Annotated in this window: 23 protein-coding genes and 1 tRNA gene; 16 read left to right on the top strand and 8 right to left on the bottom strand. The window is 61.1% G+C overall.

Annotated elements, in window-relative coordinates:
* The first annotated feature begins 23 nt into the window (after positions 1–23).
* Positions 24–100: transfer RNA gene (locus QD409_RS27465), tRNA-Arg, on the top strand.
* Between the two features lie 233 nt (positions 101–333).
* Here QD409_RS27465 and QD409_RS27460 read toward each other — a convergent pair.
* A complete protein-coding gene (locus QD409_RS27460; RefSeq protein WP_092843081.1) occupies positions 334–1,890 on the bottom strand; it encodes an MDR family MFS transporter in 1,557 nt (518 codons plus the stop codon).
* Positions 1,887–2,336: a MarR family winged helix-turn-helix transcriptional regulator gene (locus QD409_RS27455; RefSeq protein WP_092843079.1), complete on the bottom strand. Its 450-nt coding sequence runs from the start codon at positions 2,334–2,336 to the stop codon at positions 1,887–1,889. Before QD409_RS27455 ends, QD409_RS27460 begins: the two co-directional genes overlap by 4 nt.
* 138 nt (positions 2,337–2,474) lie before the next feature.
* On the opposite strand from QD409_RS27455, the gene QD409_RS27450 reads away from it, so the two are divergent.
* The 6 genes from QD409_RS27450 (at position 2,475) to QD409_RS27425 (ending at position 8,980) form a co-directional block, all read left to right on the top strand.
* On the top strand, positions 2,475–2,951 hold the full coding sequence (locus tag QD409_RS27450) for a BA14K family protein (RefSeq protein ID WP_092843078.1): 477 nt from the start codon (positions 2,475–2,477) through the stop codon (positions 2,949–2,951).
* A gap of 290 nt (positions 2,952–3,241) precedes the next feature.
* Positions 3,242–3,940: a class I SAM-dependent methyltransferase gene (locus QD409_RS27445; protein ID WP_092843654.1), complete on the top strand. Its 699-nt coding sequence runs from the start codon at positions 3,242–3,244 to the stop codon at positions 3,938–3,940.
* Positions 3,941–3,952: 12 nt separating this feature from the next.
* Positions 3,953–4,597, top strand: a complete 645-nt coding sequence (locus QD409_RS27440; protein WP_092843076.1) for a TetR family transcriptional regulator — start codon at positions 3,953–3,955, stop codon at positions 4,595–4,597.
* Between the two features lie 227 nt (positions 4,598–4,824).
* Positions 4,825–5,706 carry an aldo/keto reductase gene (locus tag QD409_RS27435; protein ID WP_092843074.1) on the top strand — a complete coding sequence of 294 codons (882 nt, stop codon included), beginning with the start codon at positions 4,825–4,827 and terminating at the stop codon, positions 5,704–5,706.
* A gap of 589 nt (positions 5,707–6,295) precedes the next feature.
* Positions 6,296–7,600: an alpha/beta hydrolase gene (locus QD409_RS27430; RefSeq protein WP_092843072.1), complete on the top strand. Its 1,305-nt coding sequence runs from the start codon at positions 6,296–6,298 to the stop codon at positions 7,598–7,600.
* Between the two features lie 342 nt (positions 7,601–7,942).
* Positions 7,943–8,980, top strand: coding sequence for a 4-hydroxyproline epimerase (locus tag QD409_RS27425; RefSeq protein ID WP_092843070.1), 1,038 nt, complete (start codon positions 7,943–7,945; stop codon positions 8,978–8,980).
* Positions 8,981–9,188: 208 nt separating this feature from the next.
* Here the strand turns inward: QD409_RS27425 and QD409_RS27420 are convergent, their stop codons facing one another.
* Positions 9,189–9,623 carry an RbsD/FucU family protein gene (locus QD409_RS27420; protein WP_092843652.1) on the bottom strand — a complete coding sequence of 145 codons (435 nt, stop codon included), beginning with the start codon at positions 9,621–9,623 and terminating at the stop codon, positions 9,189–9,191.
* Positions 9,607–10,854, bottom strand: a complete 1,248-nt coding sequence (locus tag QD409_RS27415; RefSeq protein ID WP_092843068.1) for an ROK family transcriptional regulator — start codon at positions 10,852–10,854, stop codon at positions 9,607–9,609. The genes QD409_RS27420 and QD409_RS27415 overlap by 17 nt, the downstream gene beginning before the upstream one ends.
* 246 nt (positions 10,855–11,100) lie before the next feature.
* On the opposite strand from QD409_RS27415, the gene QD409_RS27410 reads away from it, so the two are divergent.
* From QD409_RS27410 to QD409_RS27385, 6 genes are all read left to right on the top strand, one after another.
* Positions 11,101–12,126, top strand: a complete 1,026-nt coding sequence (locus tag QD409_RS27410) for a sugar ABC transporter substrate-binding protein (protein ID WP_430764151.1) — start codon at positions 11,101–11,103, stop codon at positions 12,124–12,126.
* Between the two features lie 177 nt (positions 12,127–12,303).
* Positions 12,304–13,368: an ABC transporter permease gene (locus QD409_RS27405; RefSeq protein WP_004120960.1), complete on the top strand. Its 1,065-nt coding sequence runs from the start codon at positions 12,304–12,306 to the stop codon at positions 13,366–13,368.
* On the top strand, positions 13,344–14,153 hold the full coding sequence (locus QD409_RS27400) for an ATP-binding cassette domain-containing protein (protein ID WP_004120962.1): 810 nt from the start codon (positions 13,344–13,346) through the stop codon (positions 14,151–14,153). The genes QD409_RS27405 and QD409_RS27400 overlap by 25 nt, the downstream gene beginning before the upstream one ends.
* Positions 14,150–14,782, top strand: a complete 633-nt coding sequence (locus tag QD409_RS27395) for a nucleoside triphosphate hydrolase (protein WP_430764150.1) — start codon at positions 14,150–14,152, stop codon at positions 14,780–14,782. The genes QD409_RS27400 and QD409_RS27395 overlap by 4 nt, the downstream gene beginning before the upstream one ends.
* A 144-nt stretch (positions 14,783–14,926) precedes the next feature.
* Positions 14,927–15,967: a dihydroorotase gene (gene pyrC / locus QD409_RS27390; RefSeq protein WP_430764155.1), complete on the top strand. Its 1,041-nt coding sequence runs from the start codon at positions 14,927–14,929 to the stop codon at positions 15,965–15,967.
* Between the two features lie 200 nt (positions 15,968–16,167).
* The gene (locus tag QD409_RS27385; RefSeq protein ID WP_430764154.1) at positions 16,168–17,319 is read left to right on the top strand and encodes a GGDEF domain-containing protein; all 1,152 of its coding nucleotides are present in this window, start codon (positions 16,168–16,170) and stop codon (positions 17,317–17,319) included.
* A gap of 41 nt (positions 17,320–17,360) precedes the next feature.
* On the opposite strand, the gene QD409_RS27380 is transcribed toward QD409_RS27385, so the two are convergent.
* Positions 17,361–17,840, bottom strand: a complete 480-nt coding sequence (locus tag QD409_RS27380; RefSeq protein WP_430764149.1) for a DUF1772 domain-containing protein — start codon at positions 17,838–17,840, stop codon at positions 17,361–17,363.
* Positions 17,837–18,667 carry an SDR family oxidoreductase gene (locus QD409_RS27375; protein WP_430764148.1) on the bottom strand — a complete coding sequence of 277 codons (831 nt, stop codon included), beginning with the start codon at positions 18,665–18,667 and terminating at the stop codon, positions 17,837–17,839. The genes QD409_RS27380 and QD409_RS27375 overlap by 4 nt, the downstream gene beginning before the upstream one ends.
* 99 nt (positions 18,668–18,766) lie before the next feature.
* Here QD409_RS27375 and QD409_RS27370 point away from each other — a divergent pair, with 99 nt between their 5' ends.
* From QD409_RS27370 to QD409_RS27360, 3 genes are all read left to right on the top strand, one after another.
* Positions 18,767–19,414: a TetR/AcrR family transcriptional regulator gene (locus QD409_RS27370; RefSeq protein ID WP_430764147.1), complete on the top strand. Its 648-nt coding sequence runs from the start codon at positions 18,767–18,769 to the stop codon at positions 19,412–19,414.
* 133 nt (positions 19,415–19,547) lie between these two features.
* A complete protein-coding gene (locus QD409_RS27365; RefSeq protein ID WP_092843058.1) occupies positions 19,548–20,246 on the top strand; it encodes an orotate phosphoribosyltransferase in 699 nt (232 codons plus the stop codon).
* Positions 20,247–20,323: 77 nt separating this feature from the next.
* Positions 20,324–21,250, top strand: coding sequence for a carbohydrate kinase family protein (locus QD409_RS27360; RefSeq protein WP_092843057.1), 927 nt, complete (start codon positions 20,324–20,326; stop codon positions 21,248–21,250).
* Between the two features lie 79 nt (positions 21,251–21,329).
* Here QD409_RS27360 and pgi read toward each other — a convergent pair whose 3' ends face one another.
* Together pgi and QD409_RS27350 are read right to left on the bottom strand one after the other, a co-directional pair.
* Complete coding sequence (gene pgi, locus QD409_RS27355; RefSeq protein WP_092843056.1) at positions 21,330–22,955, bottom strand: glucose-6-phosphate isomerase; 1,626 nt, start codon at positions 22,953–22,955, stop codon at positions 21,330–21,332.
* Positions 22,956–23,129: 174 nt separating this feature from the next.
* Positions 23,130–24,827: a long-chain fatty acid--CoA ligase gene (locus QD409_RS27350; RefSeq protein ID WP_092843055.1), complete on the bottom strand. Its 1,698-nt coding sequence runs from the start codon at positions 24,825–24,827 to the stop codon at positions 23,130–23,132.
* Between the last annotated feature and the right edge of the window lie 105 nt (positions 24,828–24,932).

The raw sequence follows: 24,932 nt of genomic DNA, 5'->3' as shown, positions 1-24,932 counted from the left end.
AACGGTTTCTTCCGTTTCGGCACGCACCCGTAGCTCAGCTGGATAGAGCACCAGACTACGAATCTGGGGGTCAGGAGTTCGAATCTCTTCGGGTGCGCCATTTTTCCCTTATCGTTTTTTATGCTTGCTGCGTTTGAAACGCAGCCTGTTATCGGGCTAAACGCATAGCCGGTTCGGCCTCGGTGTTCGCGCCCTCGATCTGTTCTGGTCGCCGCGATTACCTGCTGGGCGCGACGGGCGCACCTCGACCGGCGCACGGACGGGCCGATGGTGGCTTTGCGCCCCAAGTCAGCGTCTCTCTGGATCGGTAGCCCTGCTGGCGGAGAAGCCCAGTCAGCTTGACCGCGGGGTCCCCTGTCCGTGATCCGTTGCCAATGGCAATTCCGGCAGAAACAACAGAACGACCAACGCCAGTGCCACGATCGCCGTTCCCGTTGCGAAGGTCATTGCAATGGCGTGGCGGTAAAGCGCGATGGCGGCGGCATGGGCCTCGGGAGAGGCGGTCGCGAGCTGTCTCATGCCGGCCTCGGTGAGGGACGACACATGCACGCCATCCAGCGCGCCGGAGGCGTTCTGCACGCGATAGGCCAGAATTGCACCCGAGCCGGTGACGCCAATGAGGCCGCCGAGCGAACGGAAGAAGGCGAGTGTCGCCGTTCCGACGCCGCGATGGGCAAGGGGCAGGGCATTTTGCACGGCAATCGTCATGGTGGGCATGACAAGCCCGAGACCAAGGCCGAGAGCGAAGACGGCGGGCTCAATGATCCCGAAACCCTGGCTGGTGGCCGCGGCCCAGGAAAGGATCGCGAAGGCGACCGTCGCGAGGCTGAGGCCGCAGAGCTGCGCCGGCTTGTAGCGCCCGAAGCGATGCAGCAGTACGCGCCCGTTGACCATCGAGGAAATAACGACGCCGATCATCAGCGGGCCGGTCAGCAGCCCGGAATGCGAGGCGCTGACCCCCATGACCATCTGGAAGAACAGCGGAAAGAACAGGCTTGCGCCCAGCATCCCCATGAAGGTCAGGGCCAGCACGATGCAGGCGACGACGAACAGCCGATTGCGGAAGAGATCGGGCGGCAGCACCGGCTCGGGCTCGCGCCGGACGTGAAGGATGAAAAGAACGCAAAGCACGAGGGCGACGGCAGACAGTCCGAAAATCTCCGGCGAATTCCAGGCCCATTCGTTGCCGCCGAGCGCCAGCACCAGCAGGAAGCTCGTCGTACAGCCCGTCAGCAAGGCGGCGCCGAGATAGTCGATGCGGCGACTGCGAGACTGGTGCGGCCGCTTGAGCGCGCGGCCGATCATGATGAGGGCAACGGCGCCGATTGGCAGATTGACGTAGAAGATCCAGTGCCAGGACAGGAGATCGGTGATGATGCCGCCGGCGATCGGGCCGATGACGCTGCAAACCGCGAAGACGGCGGCGATCGAGCCCTGGTTGCGCCCACGCCGAGCCGGCGGCACGATGTCGCCGATGATGATCTGCGCCAGCGGCATCAATCCGCCGGCGCCGATGCCCTGGATCGCCCGGAAGATGATGAGCTGCATCAGCGTCTGCGCCATGCCGCTCAGGACGGAGCCGAGCAGGAAGATCAGGATCGCCGCATAGATCATCGGCTTGCGGCCATACTGGTCGCTGAGCTTGCCGTAGAGCGGCATGGTGGCGGTGGAGGCGAGCACATAGGCGCTGACCACCCAGGAAAGATGCGTCAGCCCGCCGAGATCGCTGACGATGCGGGGCAGGGCGGTGGCGACGATGCTCTGGTCGATGGCGCCGAGCCCGAGAACGATCATCAGGCCGAGAATGACGGCGCGGATCTCGCGGCGGTCGGGTAGGCCGTCCGCTGCTGGTGCCGCTGGCGAAGCTGCCTGGAGACGATCTCCGCTCATTGTCCGATCTCTCCAAGTGGCCCGATCGCGGCCCGAATTGCAGCGCGCTCTTCAGGCGACAGTTTGGCCAGTTCCGATGCGAGCCAGTCGGTCCGCCTCTGTTTCAGAGCCTGTATGAGCTTCTTGCCCTTCTCGGTTGCGATCAGGCCGTTGCGCCTGCGGTCGCTGGGGTCCGGTTCTGAGCGCGTAATGAGACCGTCCCGCTCCATTGCCTTCACATGTCCTGAAATCGTCGGCCCGCGCAGCTTCTCCATCCGCGCCAGTTCGGCAACTCCGATGCCTGGTTGCCGCATGACGGCAACGAGGAGCAGGGCATGTAGCGGCGACAATCCCGGATCGTCACTTTCGCGGCGCAATTGTCGATAAAGGCGATGCAAGGCAGGGCGCAATGCTTCGGCAAGCGCATGGGCTTCGTCGAGCCCAGGATGGCGGATGGTATCGGTCATGGAGCATCAGCCTCAATAGATAGGTAGGCTTCCTATCTATATGCTCCGCCTGCGTACTTGCGCAAGCGATAATATTGTGAAACATTTTTCAATCATTACGCGTTGTTCATCAGTACTGCGACTCGAGAGGAGAGAGCTGTGAAACGACTTCTGACCACGGTAACGGTGACCGCATTGAGTGCCCTTTTGGCGATTTCGTCCTTTGATCCGGCAGTTGCAGGACCGATCCAGCCGATGGTTCAGCCGGCGGCCATACAGACGAGTGGCCAGCCCTCCAGTGTCGTCGACGTGCAGTATCGTCATCACGACAGGCGCTATCGCCCGCACCACCGCCCCCATTATCGTCCTGGCTATCGCCCGCATCATCGGCCGGGCTATTGGCATGGCCATCGCGGCTATCGCCACGCCCGCCCAGGCTATCGCCGTTATAGCGATGGCTGGTGGTATCCGATGGCTGCCTTCACTGCCGGTGCAATTATTGCCGGCGCCGTTGCTCATCCACCTCGCGGCAGTGCGCATGTTCGCTGGTGCGCCAGCCGCTACAAGACCTATCGCGCTTCCGACAATACCTATCAGCCGACCAATGGTCCTCGCCGCCAGTGCGTGAGCCCGTAAGCTGTCGGTGAACTGGATGCTTGAAGCCCTCTCGGCAATCGCGGGGAGGGCTTTATTTCACGCCGTTGCGAGAGACTTCACAGAGAGATTCGTTATCGCCTGTTGCAACCGATATATTTTTGCATTAAATGCAAATTTGCAATAGATAAAATATGCGAAAAGTCGTGCGACGGCACTTGCATCTCAACGATTCTGGATGGCCTAATGGCGTGATACGCCTTTGAAATGCCATGCTGCTCAGTCCTGATCGCGCCACATTCGATATCGCAGCCGGAGATTGGATTCGCGGAATGACGACAAAGACATCATGCGCCGATTTCGTGCGGTTCTTTCGCTCCTGGGTGAGCGATCCGATGCGGGTCGCAGCAGTCGCGCCTTCGGGCGAGCGGCTGGCCAGGCTGATGACGCAGGAGATTGATCCGCTTGATGGCCCGATTCTGGAACTTGGCCCCGGCACGGGCGTTTTCACGCGGGCTCTGCTGGCGCGGGGAATTCCGGAAAGTGCCCTCACGCTCGTCGAATTCGGCGAGGAGTTTGCCGTTCGTTTGCGGGACCGTTTTCCTGAGGCTCGAGTAGTGCGGATGGATGCGGCCCAGCTTGGTGGTTGCGGCCTCTTCGACGACGCGCCTTTTGGTGCCGTCGTCAGCGGCCTGCCACTCCTGTCCATGCCGCCTTCGAAAGTCGCCGCCATTGTCGGCGGAGCCTTCGCGGTGATGAAGCCGGGCAGTGCCTTCTATCAATTCACCTATGGCCCGCGCTGTCCTATTCAGCGGCCGATCCTCGAAAGCCTCGGCTTGAAGGGCACTCGCATCGGCGGCACCGTGCGCAACATTCCGCCGGCCGGCGTCTACAGGATATCGCGCCAAGATCCGCTGGAACTCTCGATCAACGGCGCCGAATCTCGTAGCACCGGGAAGATCGCGGCAATCGGCGCCCATGCGCAGGAGGCCGGCACGGCTGATACGGGGCGGCCCGAAGCAAATGCATAGCGGGGGGAGCAGATGGCGGATATCGATGGCGCGGTGAGGGAAGGCCGGCGCGAACGGAAGCGTCGCCAGACCCGCGAGCGTATCGAAACCACGGCATTGAAGCTTTTCCTCGAGCGAGGCTTCGACAATACCACCATCGAAGATATCACCGAGGCGGCCGATGTTTCCAAACGCAGCTTCTTCGATTACTTCCCCAGCAAGGAAGATGTGGTCGCTGCCTGGCAGGATGGCTTCGCCGACGAACTGATCGGTGCAGTCGCTGCCCAGCCTGCAGATGCACCGCTGGTCGAGGTCATCGAGACGGCAATCAATGCGGCCCTGCGGGCTGCGGTCTCTGATCCTCAGCATCTTGCCATCGCCGTCCTGATCCGGGATACGCCGGCACTTCGGTCCCGGGATCAGCTGAAATACGCCAAGCTAGAACGAAAGCTCACGGATGCGCTGCATGCCCGCTGTTCCGGCGGAGACGAGGAGCGGTTCCGCTTGAGTTTGCTTGCCGCAGCCGTCGTCGGCATGCTGCGCATCGGCGGCGAACGCTGGAGCGGCGCGCAGAAAGATCTACCGCTGGAGGAGTTCGCCTCCGGCATGTTCCATGAGCTTTGGGCAGCGCTTGCCGACCTGGGCGCGCTGGCGCGGGCGCATTTGCCAGCCCGGTGATCCCGATGCGATCCATCGGCAGCTGCAGACCCGCGTCGATCGCGGCATCTCGAAAAGATGGCTTTGTCGGCGGCAATGCATTGCATATGCCGGATCGCAGACCCATCTACTGCCGTGTCGCGACCCTATTTCCCTCTTCGCGAACAGCTCGCTTTGATCGACAGATCCCGGCCGCTCCGATGGCGGGAACTCCAGATATATTCTTAGATCAGTGAAGGGACATAACCATGTCAGATTTCGACGCAGCCAAGTCCGGTCAATTCAAGATCGGCGGTGATCTTCCCGTCCATCGTCTCGGCTTCGGTGCCATGCGCATCACGGGTGCCGGCATCTGGGGCGAGCCTGCCGATCACGACGAAGCCATCCGCACGCTGAAGCGCCTGCCGGAGCTTGGCATCAACTTCATCGACACAGCCGATTCCTATGGTCCCGACGTTTCCGAACTGCTGATCAAGGAAGCGCTTCATCCATATAGCAAGGATCTCGTCGTCGCCACCAAGGGCGGACTGACGCGAACCGGCCCGGATGTCTGGGTGCCTTTAGGTCGTCCGGAGTACTTGATCCAGCAGGCGCACAAGAGCCTGCGCAACCTCGGCGTCGACCGCATCGATCTCTGGCAACTCCACCGCATCGATTCCAAAGTGCCGGTCGCCGAGCAATTCGATGCCGTGAAATCCCTGATCGATGACGGTATCATCCGCCATGCGGGCTTGAGCGAAGTCTCCGTTGCCGACATCGAGGCGGCGTCGAAGCACTTCAGCGTGGCGACGGTGCAGAACCGTTACAATCTCGTCGACCGCACCAGCGAAGATGTCCTCGATTATTGCCATAAGCACAATATCGGCTTCATTCCCTGGTTCCCTCTGGCCGCGGGCAATCTCGCCAAGGAAGGCTCGCTTCTCGATACCATCGCCAAGAAGCATGACGCGGCGCCGAGCCAGATCGCGCTTGCCTGGGTGCTGAAGCGCAGCCCGGTCATGCTACCGATCCCCGGAACGGGCAAGGTCAAGCATCTCGAGGAAAACACCGCGGCCGTCGACATCGTGCTCTCCGATGAGGAGTTTGCTGCACTGGATGCCGAAGGTCGCAAGGCGTTCAAGGCGGCATAAGGCCCACGGCTTCGGCGCGCAAAGCTGGAGCGACGATTCGAAAATGTGCACGGGGCGGCGAAGACAACGTCTCTGCCGCCCATATATGCTTGTGCGAGCGCGCAGTCCTGCTTCACGATCATGTGAATCCTGCAGTCTTGGCATCCGACGGCTTTAAAATAGGCGGCGGAATGCCCTGTTCGCCGGTGCTATGCGGGATTCCTGGCCAATTTGGGTATAAGCATTGCGCGCAGCGCATTGCTGCATTGCGAAGGCCGGTCTATTCATGCGTGTCCCAGCGTTATATCTACCCGCTCGAAGGCAGCGCACCTCCTCCTCCCAGCGCTCCTTCATTGATTGGCAACACTCCTCCTCCCAGTTGCCAATCCGGATCAAGAGCCCGACGCATCCTCCTCCCGCGTCGGGCTCTTTTTTATTCCCCACATTCCTGATGTTCCCGCGGCATCTTCTGTTCGATCTCGGAGTTGCGCCATTGCAATGCCGGTGCGAATTAGCGCTGCTTCATGTGGGCGATAACCGCTCTCTCTGCTTGCACCATGGGTGCCGATGCGTAGAGTGGCGCGATCGTTGGGCGTTGGAGAAGGGTTGCATGATGCAGCATGTGGCAGGCTCGGGCCGAGGGGGAAGCGTGTTTTTCCGAACCGTTGCCGTTGCTGTGACGCTATCGCTTGCGGCTTGCGGCCGTCCCGTCGGAGTCATGCAGCCGGTCGGGGAAAATGTGCCGGGAACCTCGAAGGTCGATCTGCTGGTCGCCACCACGCGCTTGCCGGACAAGGATCCGGCGATCCTGTTTTCGGGAGAACGTGGCCCGGGGTTGAAGATCGACGCTGTCAGCGTCTCCATTCCGCCGGAGGCCAATCGCAAGGTCGGCCAGGTGCAGTGGCCGAGCCGTCTGCCCGGCAACCCCTTGAAGAATTTCGTCACCCTTGCCGTCAAGCCGCTGGCGACCGAAGCGGATGGTCGCGCCTGGCTGCATGCGGAATTGCCGAAGGACCGGCGGGTACTGATCTTCGTGCATGGTTTCAACAATCGCTATGAGGACGCCGTCTATCGCTTTGCGCAGATCGTGCACGATTCGCACGCCAATGTCGCACCGATCGTCTTTACCTGGCCATCGCGGGCGAGCATCTTCGACTATGCCTATGACAAGGAAAGCGCGAACTATTCGCGCGACTCGCTTGAGGAGCTGTTGCGCCGGGTCGCCGCCGATCCTGCCGTCGGCGATATCACCGTCATGGCGCATTCGATGGGGAGCTGGCTAGCCGTCGAATCCCTCCGGCAGATGGCGATCCGCAATGGCCGCGTCACGCCGAAGATCAAGAACGTCATTCTGGCTTCGCCCGATCTCGATGTCGATGTCTTCGGGCGGCAGTTCGCAGCACTCGGCAAAGACAAGCCGCATTTTACGCTGTTCGTCTCGCGCGACGACCGGGCCTTGTCGCTCTCACGGCGCATTTCGGGCAGTATCGATCGTCTCGGCCAGATCGATCCCACAGCCGAGCCCTATCGCAGCGAGCTGGAAAAGCAGGGGATCACCGTACTTGATCTCACCAAGCTCAAGACTGGCGATGGCCTGAACCACGGCAAGTTTGCCGAGAGCCCTGAAGTAGTGAAATTGATCGGAGCGCGGCTGATTGCCGGCCAGACGATCACCGATTCCGATGTCGGTATCGGCGATGCCGTCGGCGCGGTGGCTCTCGGCGCTGCCCAGACGGTTGGCAGTGTCGCAGGCGCGGCCGTCAGCGCCCCGATTGCCATCTTCGATCCCCGCACGCGTGCGAATTACGGCGAGCAATGGCGCCGTGTCGGCGCGTCCGCGGGCAATACGGTCGGCTCGCTCGGCGACAGCGTCGAGGCGACGAGTAACAATGTCGGGGAGACATTGGGAAAGTAGAGCCCCATATCTTCAATCGGGACCGCATCGCTTGTCGTCTTTCAGAACGCCGTAGCCAGTCAATTCAATCTGATATATCACAGAGCTGCGCCATATCGGACATGGTGGCGCATTGCGGGTAGGCTTTGGCATGGGCGAAATCAGGCGTACGGTTATCAGCGTCGGCGATGGTGGCGAGATGGCCGGCCGCGATTTGCCGCGGGATTATCGTCGCTCCTGCGTACCGGACCTCCGGTACGCGGCTGTTCAGCGGCCATCTCGGCTTGATGCCCCGCAACAAAGAGCACCTGCATTGATGATCGATAGCGGCATCCCGCGATACGTTTGATTGGAGTAGATGACATGAGATGGAAGCGCACGATCCAGCTGCTGGACGTTCATTGCGAAGGGGAAATCGGCAAGGTTGCCATCGGCGGCGTGCCGAAGATCCCCGGAAACAGTATTGCCGAGCAGCTGCATTGGCTAAACACTGATCCGAAGGGGCAGGAGCTGCGCCGCTTCCTCGTGCTGGAGCCGCGCGGCGCGCCGATCGGCTCTGTCAACCTGCTGCTGCCGGCCAAGCACCCAGAGGCCGATGCGGGCTTCATCATCCTCCAGCCGGATCAGGCGCATGCAAGCTCCGGCTCCAACTCCATTTGCGTAACCACCGCTTTGCTCGAATCCGGCATCGTCGAGATGAAGGAGCCGGAAACGGTCGTCACGCTCGATACGGCTGCCGGCCTCGTCCGTGCCACGGCGACCTGCCGCGACGGCCGCTGCGAGAAGGTGCGGCTGATCATGGTGCCGTCTTTCGTTCATGAGCTTGATGTCGAACTCGACACGCCGCAATGGGGCAAGATCAAGCTAGACCTTTGCTATGGCGGCATCTTCTATGCGCTCGTCGATGTCGGCCAGATCGGCTCGAAAATCGAGAAGGGCAATGCTGCTACCCTCGTTCAGGCCGGCATGGTCATCAAGGATGCGATCAATCGGGCGATGACCGTGGTTCACCCGGAAATCCCTGCGATCTCCGGCGTTGCCTATGTGATGTTCCGCGACATCGATCCCGATGGCGCCATCCGCACCTGCACGACCATGTGGCCAGGCCGCGCCGACCGCTCACCCTGCGGCACCGGCAATTCCGCCAATCTGGCGACGCTGCATGCCCGCGGCAAGGCCAAGGTCGGCGATATCTTCAAGTCCCGCTCGATCATCGGTTCGGAGTTCGAGGTCGGCCTGCAGGCGGTGACCGAAGTCGCCGGCAAGCCGGCCATCATTCCCACGATCACCGGCCGAGGCTTCACCTTCGGTCTCAGCCAGGTGGCGCTCGATCCGTTCGACCCGATGGCGGAAGGCTTCGCCATGACGGATGTCTGGGGGCCTTCGGCGGGCGATATTTGAGGGGGCAGGGCCATCGGCTCCTATCGTCTGGAGAGTTCTGCCTCTCACCCTAACCCTCTCCCCGTTTTGACGGGGAGAGGGGACTAGCTCTGCATTCTCGTCGAAGCAAATTGCCGGAAGGAAGGCTGTGGTCGCGTCTATCCCCTTCGCCCCGCCTGCGGGAAGAAGGTGGCCGATAGGCCGGATGAGGGGCGTCTCTGCCCCTCCGCTATCCCTTCGGATAAATCACGCCCTTGCGCAAAATAATATTGCCATAGAGCCGCGGCTCGCTGGTCTGTATCAGCGTATGCGCCTGCTTGACCCGCTCGTAAAATTCCGCGGGCAGCAGCGGCACGACCCGGATATCGGGCACATGCCGGGCGCAGCACTCGATCATCTCGGCATGAACGGGATCGATAGCATCACGGTCCTGTTTGACGGTCGCCCGGAAAATCGCCTGCGGCACGAAATCGTCGATCGGTAGCACGCTCAGCACGGCATCGAGCACGCGGATGACGCCATGGCCATCGAGGCGGACGAGACGGCGCCCATGTTCGAGACCGGGGTAATTGCCGTCCACGAGGGCGATTTCGTCGCCATGACCCATGGCGCGCAAGGTCGCCAGAAGCTCCGGGCTCAACAGCGGGTCAATGCCCTTCAGCATGCTCTATCTCCTTGAAGAGGACGTTTTGGTCGATGAGGTAATGTGCAAAGATCGGCAGGCTCGCGCCGCCGATGGCCCGCGCCTGCGGCCCCACTGCACCCTCGATGATCTCGGGCATGATGACACCCTGCAGATCCAGATCCGAGGCGGCCTTGATGGTTGCGCGCACCACCCGCTCTCGTACCCAATCGGGGAAGCCGCCATCGATGACGGCAGCGCTGAAATCGATGACCGAGGCAGCTGCGACGATCGCCTGCGCCAGCGCCTTTGCCGTATCCTGTATCCAGATCTCCAGCGGTTCGCCGAAATCGATCCAGTTGTCGGCGGAGTACCAGAGGGGGCGCGAGTCGAAGCCGTGATCCCTCAACAGGTTCTCGAGCACGAAGATCGAGGCGATTTCCAGGAGCTGGCGATTTTCACCGTTGCGGCCACGCACGGGCAGGGGCCCAAGGGCTCCGGCCGTGCCCGTTCGCCCGACGAAGATCGAGGAATTGAGCACGATGCCGCCGCCGATGAAGGAGCCGACAAAGAAATAGACGAAATCAGGATAATGCGCGCCCGCACCGAAAACCAGTTCTGCCCCGCAGGCGCTGGTGGCGTCGTTCTGCAGGAAGACGGGATAAGTCACGCGAGAGGCGATTTCGGTGCGCAGGTCGAAGCCGCGCCAGACATCCATGGCTCCGGGCGGCGCGCCGACCTGCTCGGCCCAGTTCCACAGCTCGAACGGCGCGGCGACGCCGATCCCAGCGAGTTTGCGGCGCTCCTCTTCGCTCAGGCGCCCCTCCAATTCCCTGATGCCGGCAGTCACGAAAGCGATGATCTCCTGCGGCAGCGGATAGGGATAGGTCTGATGAAGCTGCATCCTGATTCTGCCGACAAAATCCATCAGCACGAGATCGGCGCTGCGTCGGCCGATCTTGACGCCGAAGGAGAGCACAGCATCCGGATTGAGCCGCATGGGAGTGGATGGCTGGCCGACGCGCCCGCGCACCGGTGCATCGCGGGATAGCAGCCCATCCTTCTCCAGGGCGCGCATGATGACGGAAACGGTCTGCGCGGATAGCCCGCTGCGCCGGGCGATATCGGCCTTCGACAGCGCGCCGTGACGACGCACGAGCGACAGCACGAGCCGCTCGTTATGGGCACGCACGCCAAGCTGGTTCGCGCCCCCGCTGGGGTCGAGAATCGCTGGCGTTGTGGGTGTGTCCTCCGGGTCGTGCACGAGAGACATGGGCCTGCTCCTTCCACCATGGCCATGCCTGATTTTTTTCCAGAATGCCACATCCAATTAATAATTCAATCCGATTTATTTATTGACAGATGGAAATCTTTAGGCTCAGATATAGGCGTCGAGGATGCGTATATGGCCTTGGAGGAGGTCTCTCGAAAATAATCTGACAGGCATTGCGCATCTCCACCCCGGGCGCTCATCCGGGAATGCCGGACGGTCCGGCTTTTCAAACATCGGGAGGATTGAATGAAGAAATCTGTTATTTCAGCAGCGATCGCCGCTCTGGCGCTCGGCGTTGCCTTTGCCGCGCCGGCAAAGGCTGCAGACGTGTCCGCCTGCCTCATCACCAAGACCGATACCAACCCCTTCTTCGTCAAGATGAAGGAAGGTGCGACGGCCAAGGCCAAGGAACTCGGCGTGACGCTGAAGTCCTATGCCGGCAAGATCGATGGTGACAGCGAAAGCCAGGTTGCCGCGATCGAGAGCTGCATCGCCAGCGGTGCCAAGGGTATTCTGATCACCGCTTCCGACACCAAAGGCATCGTTTCCTCGGTCAAGAAGGCACGCGACGCGGGCCTGCTGGTCATCGCGCTCGACACGCCTCTGGAGCCGGCCGACGCCGCCGACGCGACCTTTGCCACCGACAATCTTCTCGCTGGCAAGCTGATTGGTCAGTGGGCAAAGGAAACGCTGGGCGACAAGGTGAAGGACGCCAAGGTCGGCTTCCTGGATCTGACGCCATCGCAGCCTTCCGTTGACGTCCTGCGCGACCAGGGCTTCATGATCGGCTTCGGCATCGACCCGAAGGATCCGAACAAGATCGGCGACGAAACCGATCCGCGCATCGTCGGGCATGACGTCACAAACGGCAACGAGGAGGGCGGCCGCAAGGCCATGGAAAACCTCCTGCAGAAGAATTCGAGCATCAACGTCATCCACACGATCAACGAACCGGCCGCCGTCGGCGCCTATCAGGCTCTGAAGGCCGTCGGCTTGGAAAAGCAGGTTCTGATCGTGTCTGTTGACGGCGGTTGCCCGGGCGTCAAGTCCGTCAAGGAAGGCGTGATCGGCGCGACGTCGCAGCAATATCCGCTGATGATGGCTGCCCTCGGCGTCGAGGCGATCAAGAAGTTCGCCGCGACCGGCGAAAAGCCGAAGCCGACCGAAGGCAAGTCCTTCTTCGACACCGGCGTCTCGCTGGTGACGGACAAGCCGGTTCCCGGCCTGAAGTCGATCGACACCAAGGAAGGCACGGCAAAGTGCTGGGGCTAAGCCTCGTCCTGAACTTGGCATGATCCAATCCGAGAGCCGCTTCACACTTTTCGCTGAAGCGGCCCTTCGGTTCGCGATCGTGCCTTCCTGACATCAACGCTGGCCGGACCTCAACTTCGGCCGGTTCAACAGCCGGCGGTTTCCGCGTATAGTTCGGCGCGGCAGCGGAGGAATACAATGACCGGAGCACAGGAATTCGAGCGTGTTCTCGACGGCAGCGACAAGAATGTTGCCTCGTTCGAGCACCAGGATGTCTCTCTTCTCAAACGCATGCAGCATTTCTTGCATTCGACGCCGGCCGCCGTGCCGTTGATCGTGCTGGTGCTGGCGATCATCATCTTTGGCTTTGCCATCGGCGGCCGTTTCTTCTCGGCCTATACCCTGACGCTGATCCTGCAGCAGATCGCCATCGTCGGCATTCTCGCCGCAGCGCAGACCCTGGTCATCCTGACGGCCGGCATCGATCTTTCGATCGGCGTGATCATGGTCATTTCCTCCGTCGTCATGGGCAACGTCGCCGTCACCTACGGCCTGCCGACGCCTGTCGCCGTTTTTGCCGGCATGGTCGCTGGCGGTCTCTGCGGATTGCTCAACGGTTTCCTGGTCGCCAACATGAAGCTGCCGCCGTTCATCGTGACGCTCGGCACGTGGAATATCGTCATGGCGACGAATTTCATCTATTCCGCCAATGAGACCATCCGTGACACCGATGTCGATGAAAAGGCACCGCTTTTGCATCTCTTCGCGATCAGCTTCCGTGTCGGTGGAGCGGTGCTGACCCTCGGTGTCATCGCCATGGTGCTGCTGGTGGTCGGCCTATGGTATATTCTCAATCACACCGCTTGGGGCCGGCATGTCTATGCTGTCGGCGATGACCCGGAAGCGGCAAAATTGTCGGGCATACAGACCAAGAAGGTGCTGCTCGCGGTCTACGGCGTTTCGGGACTGATTGCGGCCTTTGCTGCCTGGGTTTCGATTGGCCGCAACGGCTCGGTCTCGCCGTCTTCGGCTGTGACGGATTTCAATCTTCAGGCAATTACCGCGACGGTGATTGGTGGCATCTCGCTTTTCGGCGGCCGCGGCTCGATCCTCGGCACGCTATTCGGCGCCATGATCGTCGGCGTCGTATCCATGGGCCTCAACATGCTCGGAGCCGATCCGCAGTGGAAGGTCCTCCTGACGGGCGTGCTGATCATCGGCGCCGTCGCGATCGATCAATGGATCAGAAAGGTATCGGCATGACCACGACCGGCGAACCCCTTCTCACCGCCCGCGGCCTCGTTAAGCGCTATGGACGCGTGACTGCGCTCGACAATGCCGACTTCGATCTTTACCCCGGCGAGATCCTTGCTGTCATCGGCGACAACGGCGCCGGAAAATCCTCGCTGATCAAGGCGATTTCCGGCGCGGCCACACCCGATGAAGGCGAGATCAGGTTGGAAGGCAAGCCTGTCCATTTCAGGTCGCCGATGGAAGCGCGCGAGGCCGGTATCGAAACGGTTTATCAGAACCTGGCGCTCTCGCCGGCGCTCTCGATCGCGGACAACATGTTCCTCGGCCGCGAAATCCGCAAGCCCGGCATTCTCGGCTCCTGGTTTCGTATGCTCGACCGGCCGGCCATGGAAAAGCGTGCCCGCGACAAGCTCACCGAGCTTGGCCTGATGACGATCCAGAACATCAACCAGGCGGTGGAAACGCTTTCCGGCGGCCAGCGTCAGGGTGTTGCCGTGGCGCGCGCCGCAGCCTTCGGCTCCAAGGTCGTCATCATGGACGAGCCGACGGCCGCCCTCGGCGTCAAGGAAAGCCGCAAGGTGCTGGAACTCATCCTTGATGTCCGCGCCCGCGGCTTGCCGATCGTGTTGATCTCGCACAATATGCCGCATGTCTTCGAGGTGGCGGACCGCATCCATATCCATCGCCTTGGGCGTCGTTTGACCGTCATCAATCCCAAAGAATATACCATGTCCGATGCCGTCGCCTTCATGACCGGTGCCAAGGCTCCGCCGGTGGAGAACGTCGCCGCATGAGTATCTCTCTCGAGAACATCGCCGGCGAGATCATTGCTCGCGCCGGCGATACCAGGCGGTTTCTGGTGGCGATTGCCGGGCCGCCCGGCGCCGGTAAATCGACCTTGGCCGAAAACGTCGCCAAGGCGCTGCAGGCCAAGGGCGAAAGCGCCGAAGTCCTGCCGATGGACGGCTTCCATATGGACAATGCCGTCCTCATCGAAAAAGGGCTCCTGAAGCGGAAGGGCGTGCCGGAGAGCTTCGATGTCCGCGCTTTTCTCGATATCGTCAAAGCCGTGCGCGCCGCCGATCAGGAGGTGCTCGTGCCGGTCTTCGACCGCTCGCGCGAACTTGCCATTGCATCCGCCCGCATCGTGTCGCCAGATCATCGCTTTATCGTGATCGAGGGCAATTACCTGCTGTTCAGCCAGGGTAAATGGGCGGAGCTGGAGGGCGTGTTCGATTATTCGATCATGCTTGCGCCGCCGATGGAAGTGCTTGAGGAGCGGCTATGGGCGCGCTGGAGAGGCTATGATCTCGATGAAGAGGCGGCCGGCGCCAAGGTCTACGGCAACGACCTGCCGAACGGTCGGCTGATCCTTGAGAACCGCCGCCCGGCCGATGTCACCATCGACGCCGTGCAGGACTGAACCTCACGATCATTTAACCGCCGCTGCGGATTGTTTTGCGATGCTGGTTGGTGTTATCGAAGCGCGATATCATCAAGTATGGTCCCGAAGGGCGGGAAGTCGCTTTCGGACGAGACCATGCTCACATTTCCAGAGGTCGCGCCCATGCAAAAGCTCACCATCCGCCGTCCCGACGACTGGCATCTGCATTTGCGAGATGGCGCCATGCTGGAAGGCGTGATCGGCGATACCTCCAGACACTTTGCCCGCGCCATCATCATGCCCAATCTCGTGCCGCCGGTCGTGACGACGGCGGATGCGACGGCTTATCGCGAGCGCATCCTGAAGGCGCTGCCGGCCGGGGATCGCTTCCAGCCGCTGATGACGCTTTATCTCACCGAACATACCAGCCCCGACGATGTCGAGGAGGGCAAGAAGAGCGGCCTGATCACCGCCGTCAAGCTCTATCCGGCCGGTGCCACGACCAACTCCCATGGCGGCGTGCGCGATCTGAACAAGGCCATGCCGGTGCTGGAGCGCATGGCGAAGATCGGCCTGCCGCTCTGCGTCCATGGCGAGGTGACGACGCCCGACGTGGACATTTTCGATCGCGAGGCCGTCTTCATCGAAACCGTGCTCGATCCGTTGCGCCAGCGCCTGCCGGAACTGAAGGTGACGATGGAACATGTGACCACGTCGGACGGCGTGAACTACATCAAGTCGGCCAAGGCAAATCTCGCCGGCTCGATCACGACGCACCATCTAATCATCAACCGCAACGCCATCCTTGTCGGCGGCATCCGACCGCATTACTATTGCCTGCCGGTCGCCAAGCGAGAGAGCCATCGCCTCGCTCTGCGCGCGGCCGCAACCAGCGGCGACACCAGGTTCTTCCTCGGCACGGATTCCGCTCCTCATGTCGATCCGCTGAAGGAATGCGCCTGTGGTTGCGCCGGCATCTATACCTCGATCAACACCATGAGCTGCCTTGCCCATGTCTTCGAGGAGGAGGGGGCGCTCGACAAGCTTGAGGCCTTCGCCTCGCTGAACGGACCGGCCTGGTACGGCCTGCCCGTCAACGAGGATAGCATCACTCTGGTGCGCCGGCCCGATGCGGTGACCTTCCCGGCGAAGATCGAGACCGGGGCTGGCCCGGTCACCGTTTTCGACCCGATGTTCCCGCTGCACTGGGACGTCGAAGCCTGATTTAGTTCTTCTTTATATAAGTAATAGTGAATTTAATGAGTAGTATTGGCGGCGGATTATTTGTGTTCTGCCGCCAAATGGCACGTATATTTTACTGAAATGTATTTTCTTTATTATTTGCCGTAACCAATTCGATACCCCTTGAGAGCTAGCGTGTCATTGATCCCCTACGGTAAGCAAGAAACCGTCGAAAGAGCATGATGCTGGTCGATTACAACTCACTTCTTCTCGCCCTTGGCGTTTCCGCATCCTGCCTCGCGGTGACATTGGTGGGAAGCTGGTTTTCGCGCCGGCCCGATACCTTTCTGCTGACATGCTCCGCCGGCCTAGTGCCGCTGGTGGGCGGCATTTTCATATACGGCCATTATGTCGACAAGCCGCATCCGATTTTTGCAATCCTGACTTTCGTCTTGTTTTTCATCGGCTTCTCGACGATCTGGGTGGCCGGTTATCAATTTCGCACGCGCCGGCTCTCCGGATGGCGCTTCCTGCTCGGATGCCTCACCGGTATTGCCGCGTCGGTCGGGCCGATGCTCGCCGGCTATGATGGGCTGGCCTTCATCGGCGACAACGTCGTCATCGGCCTGCTGCTGCTTCTGACGGCGCGCGAATATTGGATAAGCCGCCATGAAGCGCCGACGCCGCTCTATGGCATTACCGCGCTCTACACTTTGACCGCCATTTCCTTTGGCCTTTGCGCGGCGGTGCTCATCGCCGATGGCAAGCTCGTGCTCGGCCACGCGCCTAACAATTGGGCCGAGGATTTCAGCCTCGCCGTCTGCATCGCCGGAATGACCGGGATCGGGGCGCTGTCGCTTGCACTGCATCAATGGCGCCAGGCGGCGCTGCATCGTCAGGAGGCGATCACAGATTCCTTGACCGGTCTGCTCAACCGCCGCGCACTCTTCGACCTTCATGGCAGACGGACCTTCGGCCCGTCCATGGCGGTTATCATCTTCGACATCGATCGCTTCAAATTGATCAACGATCAGCATGGCCATGCCGCCGGCGATTTTGTGCTCAAGCTTTTTGGCCAGGAATTGTCCGTGGGCTTGCGTCCTTCGGACACGGTGGCGCGGCTCGGTGGCGAGGAGTTCGCCCTTGTGCTCGACAATACCTTGCCCGGGCGTGCCGAACAGGTCGCGGAACGGGTGCGGGATGCCTTTGCCGCGCGGGCGATCGAGGTAGAGGGCAAATCGCTGGTCTGCACCGTCAGCGCAGGCGTCGCTACCGGCACCGTCAAGGGGATCGGCTTCGACGATGTCCTTCGCGCTGCCGACGAGGCGCTCTATGAGGCAAAGCGAAACGGCCGCAACCGTGTCGAGGTTGCGGCCTACCTGCATGCCGTCTAGCCGATCATTTCGCTAGACCCCTGTAGCGCTCTTTTTACCGGTTAAAACAGAGCCCGTACGAAGGCGCATGCGGCAAGAAGCGATGCCACCGTGCGCACATGGTTCCACTGCATCCAATCGCTGAGATAGGTCGTCCACAGTTGTGCTGCTTCCGCTGTATGGCCATCGACCTTGTCGAGCGCATCATTCAGCGGAACGTTGAACACGATGGTCGAGAGGAAGCTGGCGACGATATAGAGCGCAGCCCCCGCCAGCATCATCACGCTGACGCCGCCCCGCCAATAGACGATGGCCATGGCGGCGATGAAGACCGACAGGGCAGCGGCCAGCATGAACACGACGATGAATGGCGAACGCACGATCGTGACGTTGATCGATTGCATGGCGGCGATCCCTTGGTCGACCGGAAGGCGGGCGAGGGACTGCATGACGAAGGTCGAGAAGGCGAAATAGACGCCGGCGAGAAGACCGCTGCTGAGCGCCGCGATGATGAGCGCGATATTCGTGATCGGAAAAGTCATGACTGAATGCTCCAGATGCCGGTTGCGGCGGTTTGGTTGGCGTAATCGGAAAAGTCTTTCGGCTGCCTGCCGAGAATTTGGCTGACGCCATCCATGACGGGCGAGTTGCGACCATCGAGGACCTGCGTGAAAAGCTCATGCAGCAGATCGGTGGCCGCTTGCGGCAGACCGAAAGCAGTCATTTCGGCGATGAAGGCATCGATCGGAAGCGTTTCGTATCCGATACTTCTGCGTGAGACCAATGCGATCTCGGCAACCGCTTCGCGAAATGTCAGGGCGCGAGGGCCTGTCAGCTCGTAGGTCTGGTTGCGGTGGCGCGGATTGATGAGGCACTCGACGGCCGCGTCGGCAAGGTCGTCGGCATCGACGAAAGGCTCCGGCACATCGCCGGCGGGCAACGCCAGTTTCCCTCGGAGAAGCCCATCCACGAAGGCGCCCTCGCTGAAATTCTGGTTGAACCAGCTGGCGCGCAGCACTGTGTAATCCACGCCGGCGGCCCTGAGTCTTGCCTCGCTCAGGATCGCGCCATCCTCGCCGCGGCCGGAAAGCAGGACGATATGCTTCACGCTGGCATCGATAGCCGCCTTCGCAAGGGCTGCAATGGCATCGGCCGCCCAGGCGACCGCAAGGTCCGGCTGAAACGTGACATAGGCGGCCGACGTGCCTTCAAGCGCTTGATGCCAAGTGCCGCGGTCCTGCCAATCGAAGTTCGGTGTCGTTGAGCGCGAGACGGCGCGAACCGCGATGCCGCGCGCCTCCAGCCGCTCCGCGACCCGCCCGCCGGTTTTTCCCAGTCCGCCGATGACGGCAACAGTCGAAATCTGCATTTCAAGCTCCTCCTGCGTAAAATGTGATAAATTCTCTCATTTGCAAAATGTGATAAACTCTCTTATATTGCTTGTCAACAGTCACAGGCAGGGAATGACATGACGCAGGAACCGGTCGCGAAGCGCAGGCGCAGCAAGGACGAGGCGGGCACGCCGCGGCGCATACCCAGCCAGCAGCGCGGCCGCGAACGCGTGGATCTGATCCTTTCGGTGGCATCCGAGCTGATTGCCAGGAACGGCAGCGATGCGCTGCGCATGGGCGAGATCGTCGAAAAGGCAGGCGTCTCCTTCGGCTCGCTCTATCAATATTTCCCGGACAAGACGGCGATCATCCGCGTGCTGGCCGAACGCTATAACGAGCAGGGTCGCCAATGCGTCGGGGATGAACTGGAGGCGATCAAAAGCCGCGATCAGCTCCAGTCCGCGCTTGGCCGTATTGTCGATGGCTATTACGCCATGTTTCTCGATGAGCCCGTCATGCGCGACATCTGGCACGCAACCTATGCCGACAAGCTGCTGCAGCAGGTCGATGCCGAGGACATGGAATGGCATTCGCAGGCTTTTCTCACTGTCCTCCAGCGCCTGTGGCCGGAGCGCGACCATTCCGAGCTGGCAAGGATCGCCAGATTGACCATGCAGCTTGTCGCTGCGGCGGTCCGCTATGCGATTTCGATCGAACGGGAAGAAGGCGACAAGGTGATTGCGTTGTTCAAGGTGATGCTGCCCGCCGATCTCGGTGTGGTTTGACAGGCGGCTTTTTACGGAGGGAGGGCTGTGGCGCCGGCGACGGATGCCTGCAAAACCTTCCATGCGTCTGGAAACCCGGGCCGCTTGCTGCTATTGCCGCTGGAACATTAGCGCTGCGAAGGAGGCCCCCCGCATGACCCAGATGACATTTACCGATCGCTCCGTCATGGCTGAGCTGGTGGCCAGGATGCTTTGGGAGATCAAGGCGGTCCATTTCAGCGCCGACAAGCCCTACAAGTTCGCCTCCGGCATGGCGAGCCCGGTCTATATCGATTGCCGCAAGCTGATCTCCTATCCGCGCATCCGCTCGACGGTCATGGATTTCGCCGCAAGCATTGTCATGCGCAATGCAGGCTTCGAGCAGTTCGACTGCGTTGCCGGTGGCGAGACGGCGGGCATTCCCTTCGCCGCCTTCCTGGCCGAGCGCCTGAACCTGCCGATGATCTATGTTCGCAAGCAGCCAAAGGGGCATGGTCGCAACGCCCAGATCGAAGGCGATATGCGGGATGGTGCGCGCGTGCTCGTCATCGAGGATCTGACGACGGCCGGCGGCAGCATGTTCACCTTCATCGACGCCATCCGTGCGGCCGGCGGCATCGTCGATCATGGCATGGCGCTGTTCTATTACGGCATTTTCCCCGAGGCGGAACAGCGTTTTGCCAACAGAAAGGTCCGCCTGCATCACATCGCCACTTGGCGCGATGTGCTCGCCGTTGCCAAGGAACAGAAGCTGTTCGACGAGAAGACGCTCGACGAGGTCGAGGCCTTTCTCAATGCGCCGCTCCCCTGGTCCAGCCGGAATGGCGGTATTTCGGAGCTGCCGAAAAACTGACGCTTTGCTTTTGCCGTGAATTTATCTAATCGATTTATGAGACTGGATAAGATAGACGCGCTCTTTGGGAGGCCGGAATGATATTGTGCTGTGGCGAAGCTTTGATCGACATGCTGCCGCGGGAGACAACGCAGGGCGAAAAGGGCTTTGCCCCCTATGCCGGCGGTGCGATCTTCAACACTGCGATAGCGCTTGGCCGTCTCGGCGTCCCCACGGGCTTCTTCACCGGCCTCGCCGATGACATGATGGGCGACATCCTGCGCGAAACGCTATCCGCCTCCAAGGTCGACTATAGCTACTGCGCCATCACGCCCCGTCCGAGCACGATCGCTTTCGTCAAGCTCGTCAACGGCCAGGCGACCTATGCCTTCTACGACGAAGGCACGGCCGGCCGCATGATCACCGAGGCCGATCTGCCGACGCTCGGTGATGATTGCGAAGCCCTGCATTTCGGTGCGATCAGCCTGATCCCCAATCCTTGCGGTGCGACCTATGAGGCGCTGATGAAGCGCGAGCATCAGAGCCGCGTGATCTCGCTCGACCCGAACATCCGTCCGGGCTTCATCAAGGACAAGGCCGCGCACATGGCCCGTCTGAACCGGATGGTCGCCATGTCCGACATCCTGAAGTTCTCCGATGAGGATCTGGAATGGTTCGGCATCGCTGGCAATCACGATGAGCTCGCCGCGCATTGGCTAGGCCAGGGCGCCAAGCTCGTCGTCATCACCAAGGGTGCGCAAGGCGCAACCGGTTACACCAAGTCGCTGAAGGTCTCGGTTCCGAGCGAGCGCGTCACCGTGGTCGATACCGTCGGTGCAGGCGACACCTTCGATGCCGGCATTCTGGCCTCGCTGAAGATGAATAACCTGCTGACCAAGGCTCAGGTCGCTGCTTTGAGTGAAAAGGCGTTGCAGGATGCGCTGGCGCTCGGCGCCAAGGCCGCGGCTGTGACGGTGTCCCGCGCCGGCGCCAATCCGCCGTGGGCGCATGAGATCGGGCTCTGAGCTCCCTCGACTTTCAAGTCTTCCAATAAAAGAGCCCGCCTGATGCTTCAGGCGGGCTCTTTTGTTTCCGATGGAGATATTACTTCGCGCGGCTTGCTAGCGCAGCCACAAGCCCCTGCGTCGAGGAATCGTGGCCGGCAGCGCTTTCCTTGCCTTCGATAACAGGCAGCAGGCCCGTCGCCAGTTCCTTGCCGAGCTCGACGCCCCACTGGTCGAAGGAGTTGATGCGGAACAGCACGCCTTCGACGAAGACGCGATGTTCGTAGAGCGCAATCAGGCGTCCCAGAGCAAACGGCGTCAGCTTGTCGTAGACGAAGGTGATCGACGGGCGGTTGCCGGTGAAGACGCGGTGCGGTGCGATGAAGTCGGCCTTTTTGCCGTCCATGCCCTTCGAGGTGAGCTGTGCCTTGGCCTCTTCGAAGGTGCGGCCCTTCATCAGCGCTTCCGACTGCGCCAGGCAATTGGCCATTAGCAGCTGGTGCTGGTGGCGCAACTCCGGTTCGAAACCGTTGGCGGCGATCATGAATTCGGCGGGGATGACGCTCGTGCCCTGGTGGATGAGCTGGTAGAAGGCGTGCTGGCCGTTGGTGCCGGGCTCGCCCCAGACGACCGGGCCGGAATTGCCTTCGACCGGCGTGCCGTCGATGGTGACGCCCTTGCCGTTCGATTCCATGTCCAGCTGCTGCAAATAGGCCGGGAAGCGCGACAGGCGCTGGTCGTAGGGCAGAATCGCGCGCGTGGGATAGCCGAGCACGTTGCGATGGTAGAAGCCGATGGTGCCGAGCAGCATCGGCAGGTTTTCCTTGAACGGCGCCTTGCGGAAATGGTTGTCCATCGCATGCGCGCCATCGAGGAATTTGCCGAAGTTTTCCGGGCCGACGGCGATCATCAGCGGCAGGCCGATGGCTGACCAGATCGAGTAGCGGCCGCCGACCCAATCCCAGAAGCCGAAGACGCGCTCGCCGTCGATGCCGAAGGCGGCGACCTTGTCGAGCGCCGTCGAAACGGCGGCGAAGTGGTGCTGTACGGCAGCTTCGCCAAGCGCATCGGCGATGAACTTGCGCGCCGTCTGCGCGTTGGTCATCGTTTCGATTGTCGTGAAGGTCTTCGAGGCGACGATGAACAGCGTCGTTTCCGGCTTAACGAGCTTCAGGATATCGGCGATGTGGGCGCTGTCGATGTTGGAAACGAAATGAGAGCGCGGGCCGTCATGGAAGGGGGCGAGCGCGAGCGTCGCCATGACCGGGCCGAGATCGGAGCCGCCGATGCCGATATTGATGACATCGGTGATCGCCTTGCCCGTCGAGCCCTTCAGCGCGCCGGAGCGGATGCCGTCGGCAAACTTGCCCATGGCGGCCAGAACGCCGTTGACGTCAGGCATGACATCCTTGCCGTCGACCAGCACAGGCGTATTGGAGCGATTGCGCAGCGCGGTGTGCAGGACGGCGCGGTTTTCGGTGAAGTTGATGGCAACGCCCGAGAACATTTCCTCGCGCTTGGCCGCGACGCCGCCCTCGTCCGCAAGCTTCTCGAGAAGGCCCAGAATATCGTCGTTTACCGCCGTCTTGGAATAGTCCATCAACAGGTCGTCGAAAGACGCGTTGAAGCGGGAAAAGCGCATTGGATCGGAGGCGAAGGCGGCGCGAATATCGGTGGCCTTCGTTGCAGATGCGATGCTCTTCAGTTGATCGACGAGGGCGTTCATGGAGGACTCCTTGCGGTTCGCGCCGCTTGCCGTCCGGAGAGGGCAGGGCACTCTGAGTTGGTCGCGGAAACTATTCCCTATGTAGGGCGTAAATCAAGTTCACGTATCGTCCAAAAAGAAAAAAGGCCGCTCGCCGGCTAAGGTGAGCAGCCTTCTGAATGACACGGAATTATGTCAGCCGCGCAACTCCTTACGCAGGATCTTGCCGACATTCGATTTCGGCAGTTCGGAGCGGAATTCGATGAAACGCGGGCGCTTGTAGTTCGTCAGGTTTTCAGCGCAATGGGCCTTTAGGTCGGCCTCGGTCAGGGCCGGGTCCTTCTTGACGACGAAGAGTTTCACCGCCTCGCCGGAATGCGGATCCGGCACGCCGATCGCCGCCGCCTCCAGAACGCCCGGATGCATGGCGGCGACTTCCTCGATCTCGTTGGGATAGACGTTGAAGCCCGATACCAGGATCATATCCTTCTTGCGGTCGACGATCTTGGTATAGCCGCGTTCGTCCATGAAGCCCATGTCGCCGCTGCGGAAGAAGCCGTCCGATGTCATCACGCGCGCGGTTTCGGCCGGCTGCTTCCAATAGCCAGCCATGACCTGCGGCCCGCGGATGCAGATCTCGCCGACTTCGCCGAGCGGCAGCGATTTGCCGTTCTCGTCGCGAATGTCGAATTCAGTGCCCGTGATCGGCAAGCCGATCGTGCCGGAGAACTCGGAACTATCGAAGCGGTTGGCGCTGGCAACGGGTGAAGTCTCGGAAAGCCCATAGCCTTCTGTAATCCAGGCCCCCGTCATCTTCTGCCAGCGTTCGGCAACCGGCCGCTGCACCGCCATGCCGCCGGCAAGCGTCGCCGTGTTGGAAAGGTCGAGCTTGGTGAATTCGGGATTGTTCATCAGCGCATTGAACAGCGTGTTCAGGCCGGGGAACATGTCGAACTTGTATTTGCCCAGCTCCTTGATGAAGGCCGGTATGTCGCGAGGGTTGGCGATCAGCACGTTATGGCCGCCGAGCGACATGCCCATCAACGAATTCACCGTCAGCGCGAAGATGTGGTAAAGCGGCAGCGCGCAGACGAAGGTCAGCTGTTCGGGGCGCGGCTTGCTGATGTAGGCGGATTGCAGCCAGAGCAGCAATTGCTGCTGGTTTGCCAGCAGATTCGCATGGGTGAGGATCGCGCCCTTGGCAACGCCGGTCGTGCCGCCGGTATATTGCAGGAAAGCGATATCGCTGCCGCCGAGCTCGGATGGCTTGAGCGGCAGGCGTGCGCCCTCGGCAATCACGGCCTTGAAGTTGCGATGGCCGGGGATGGACCAGGCCGGCACCAGCTTTTTCACCTTGCGGACGATGAAGTTGACGATATGGCCCTTGAGTCCGAGCATGTCGCCGAGAGAGGTGACGACCACATGGCGCACATCCGTATGCGCCAGCACCTGCTCCACGGTATGAGCGAAGTTTTCCAGGACGAAGATCGCCTTGGCGCCGCAATCGCGCAGCTGGTACTCGAGTTCGCGCGGCGTGTAGAGCGGATTGACGTTCACGACGACGAGGCCGGCGCGAAGGATGCCATAGGTGGTGACGGGATTTTGCAGCACGTTCGGCATCATTACGGCGACACGATCGCCCTTTTTGAGGCCGAGGCTCTGCAACCAGGCGGCGATCTTGCGCGTTTGCGTGTCGAGATCGCGATAGGTGATTGATTTGCCCATGCTGGTGAAGGCGGAGCGATCGGCATAGCGCCTGCAGCTTTCCTCCAGCAGTTCGACGAGTGATGCATGCTCCAGCGGCGGCAACTCGGCCGGTACGATATCCGGATAGGACGCAAGCCAGATCTTTTTGACCTGCGGTCTATCCGAAGGAGCGGAGATTGAATTCATGCGCACTTCCTCCTTTACGCATCATCACCACGCCCCGCCAATTGCAGTGGCGGTTATGCAGAGTGTCACTGCGCGACCGAAAAGTCTCCCGCTTTTCACGGTGTC

This window comes from Rhizobium sp. BR 315, from assembly GCF_050577975.1.
Taxonomy (GTDB): Bacteria; Pseudomonadota; Alphaproteobacteria; order Rhizobiales; family Rhizobiaceae; genus Rhizobium; species Rhizobium miluonense.
This window is presented reverse-complemented; position numbering and strand designations above follow the sequence as displayed.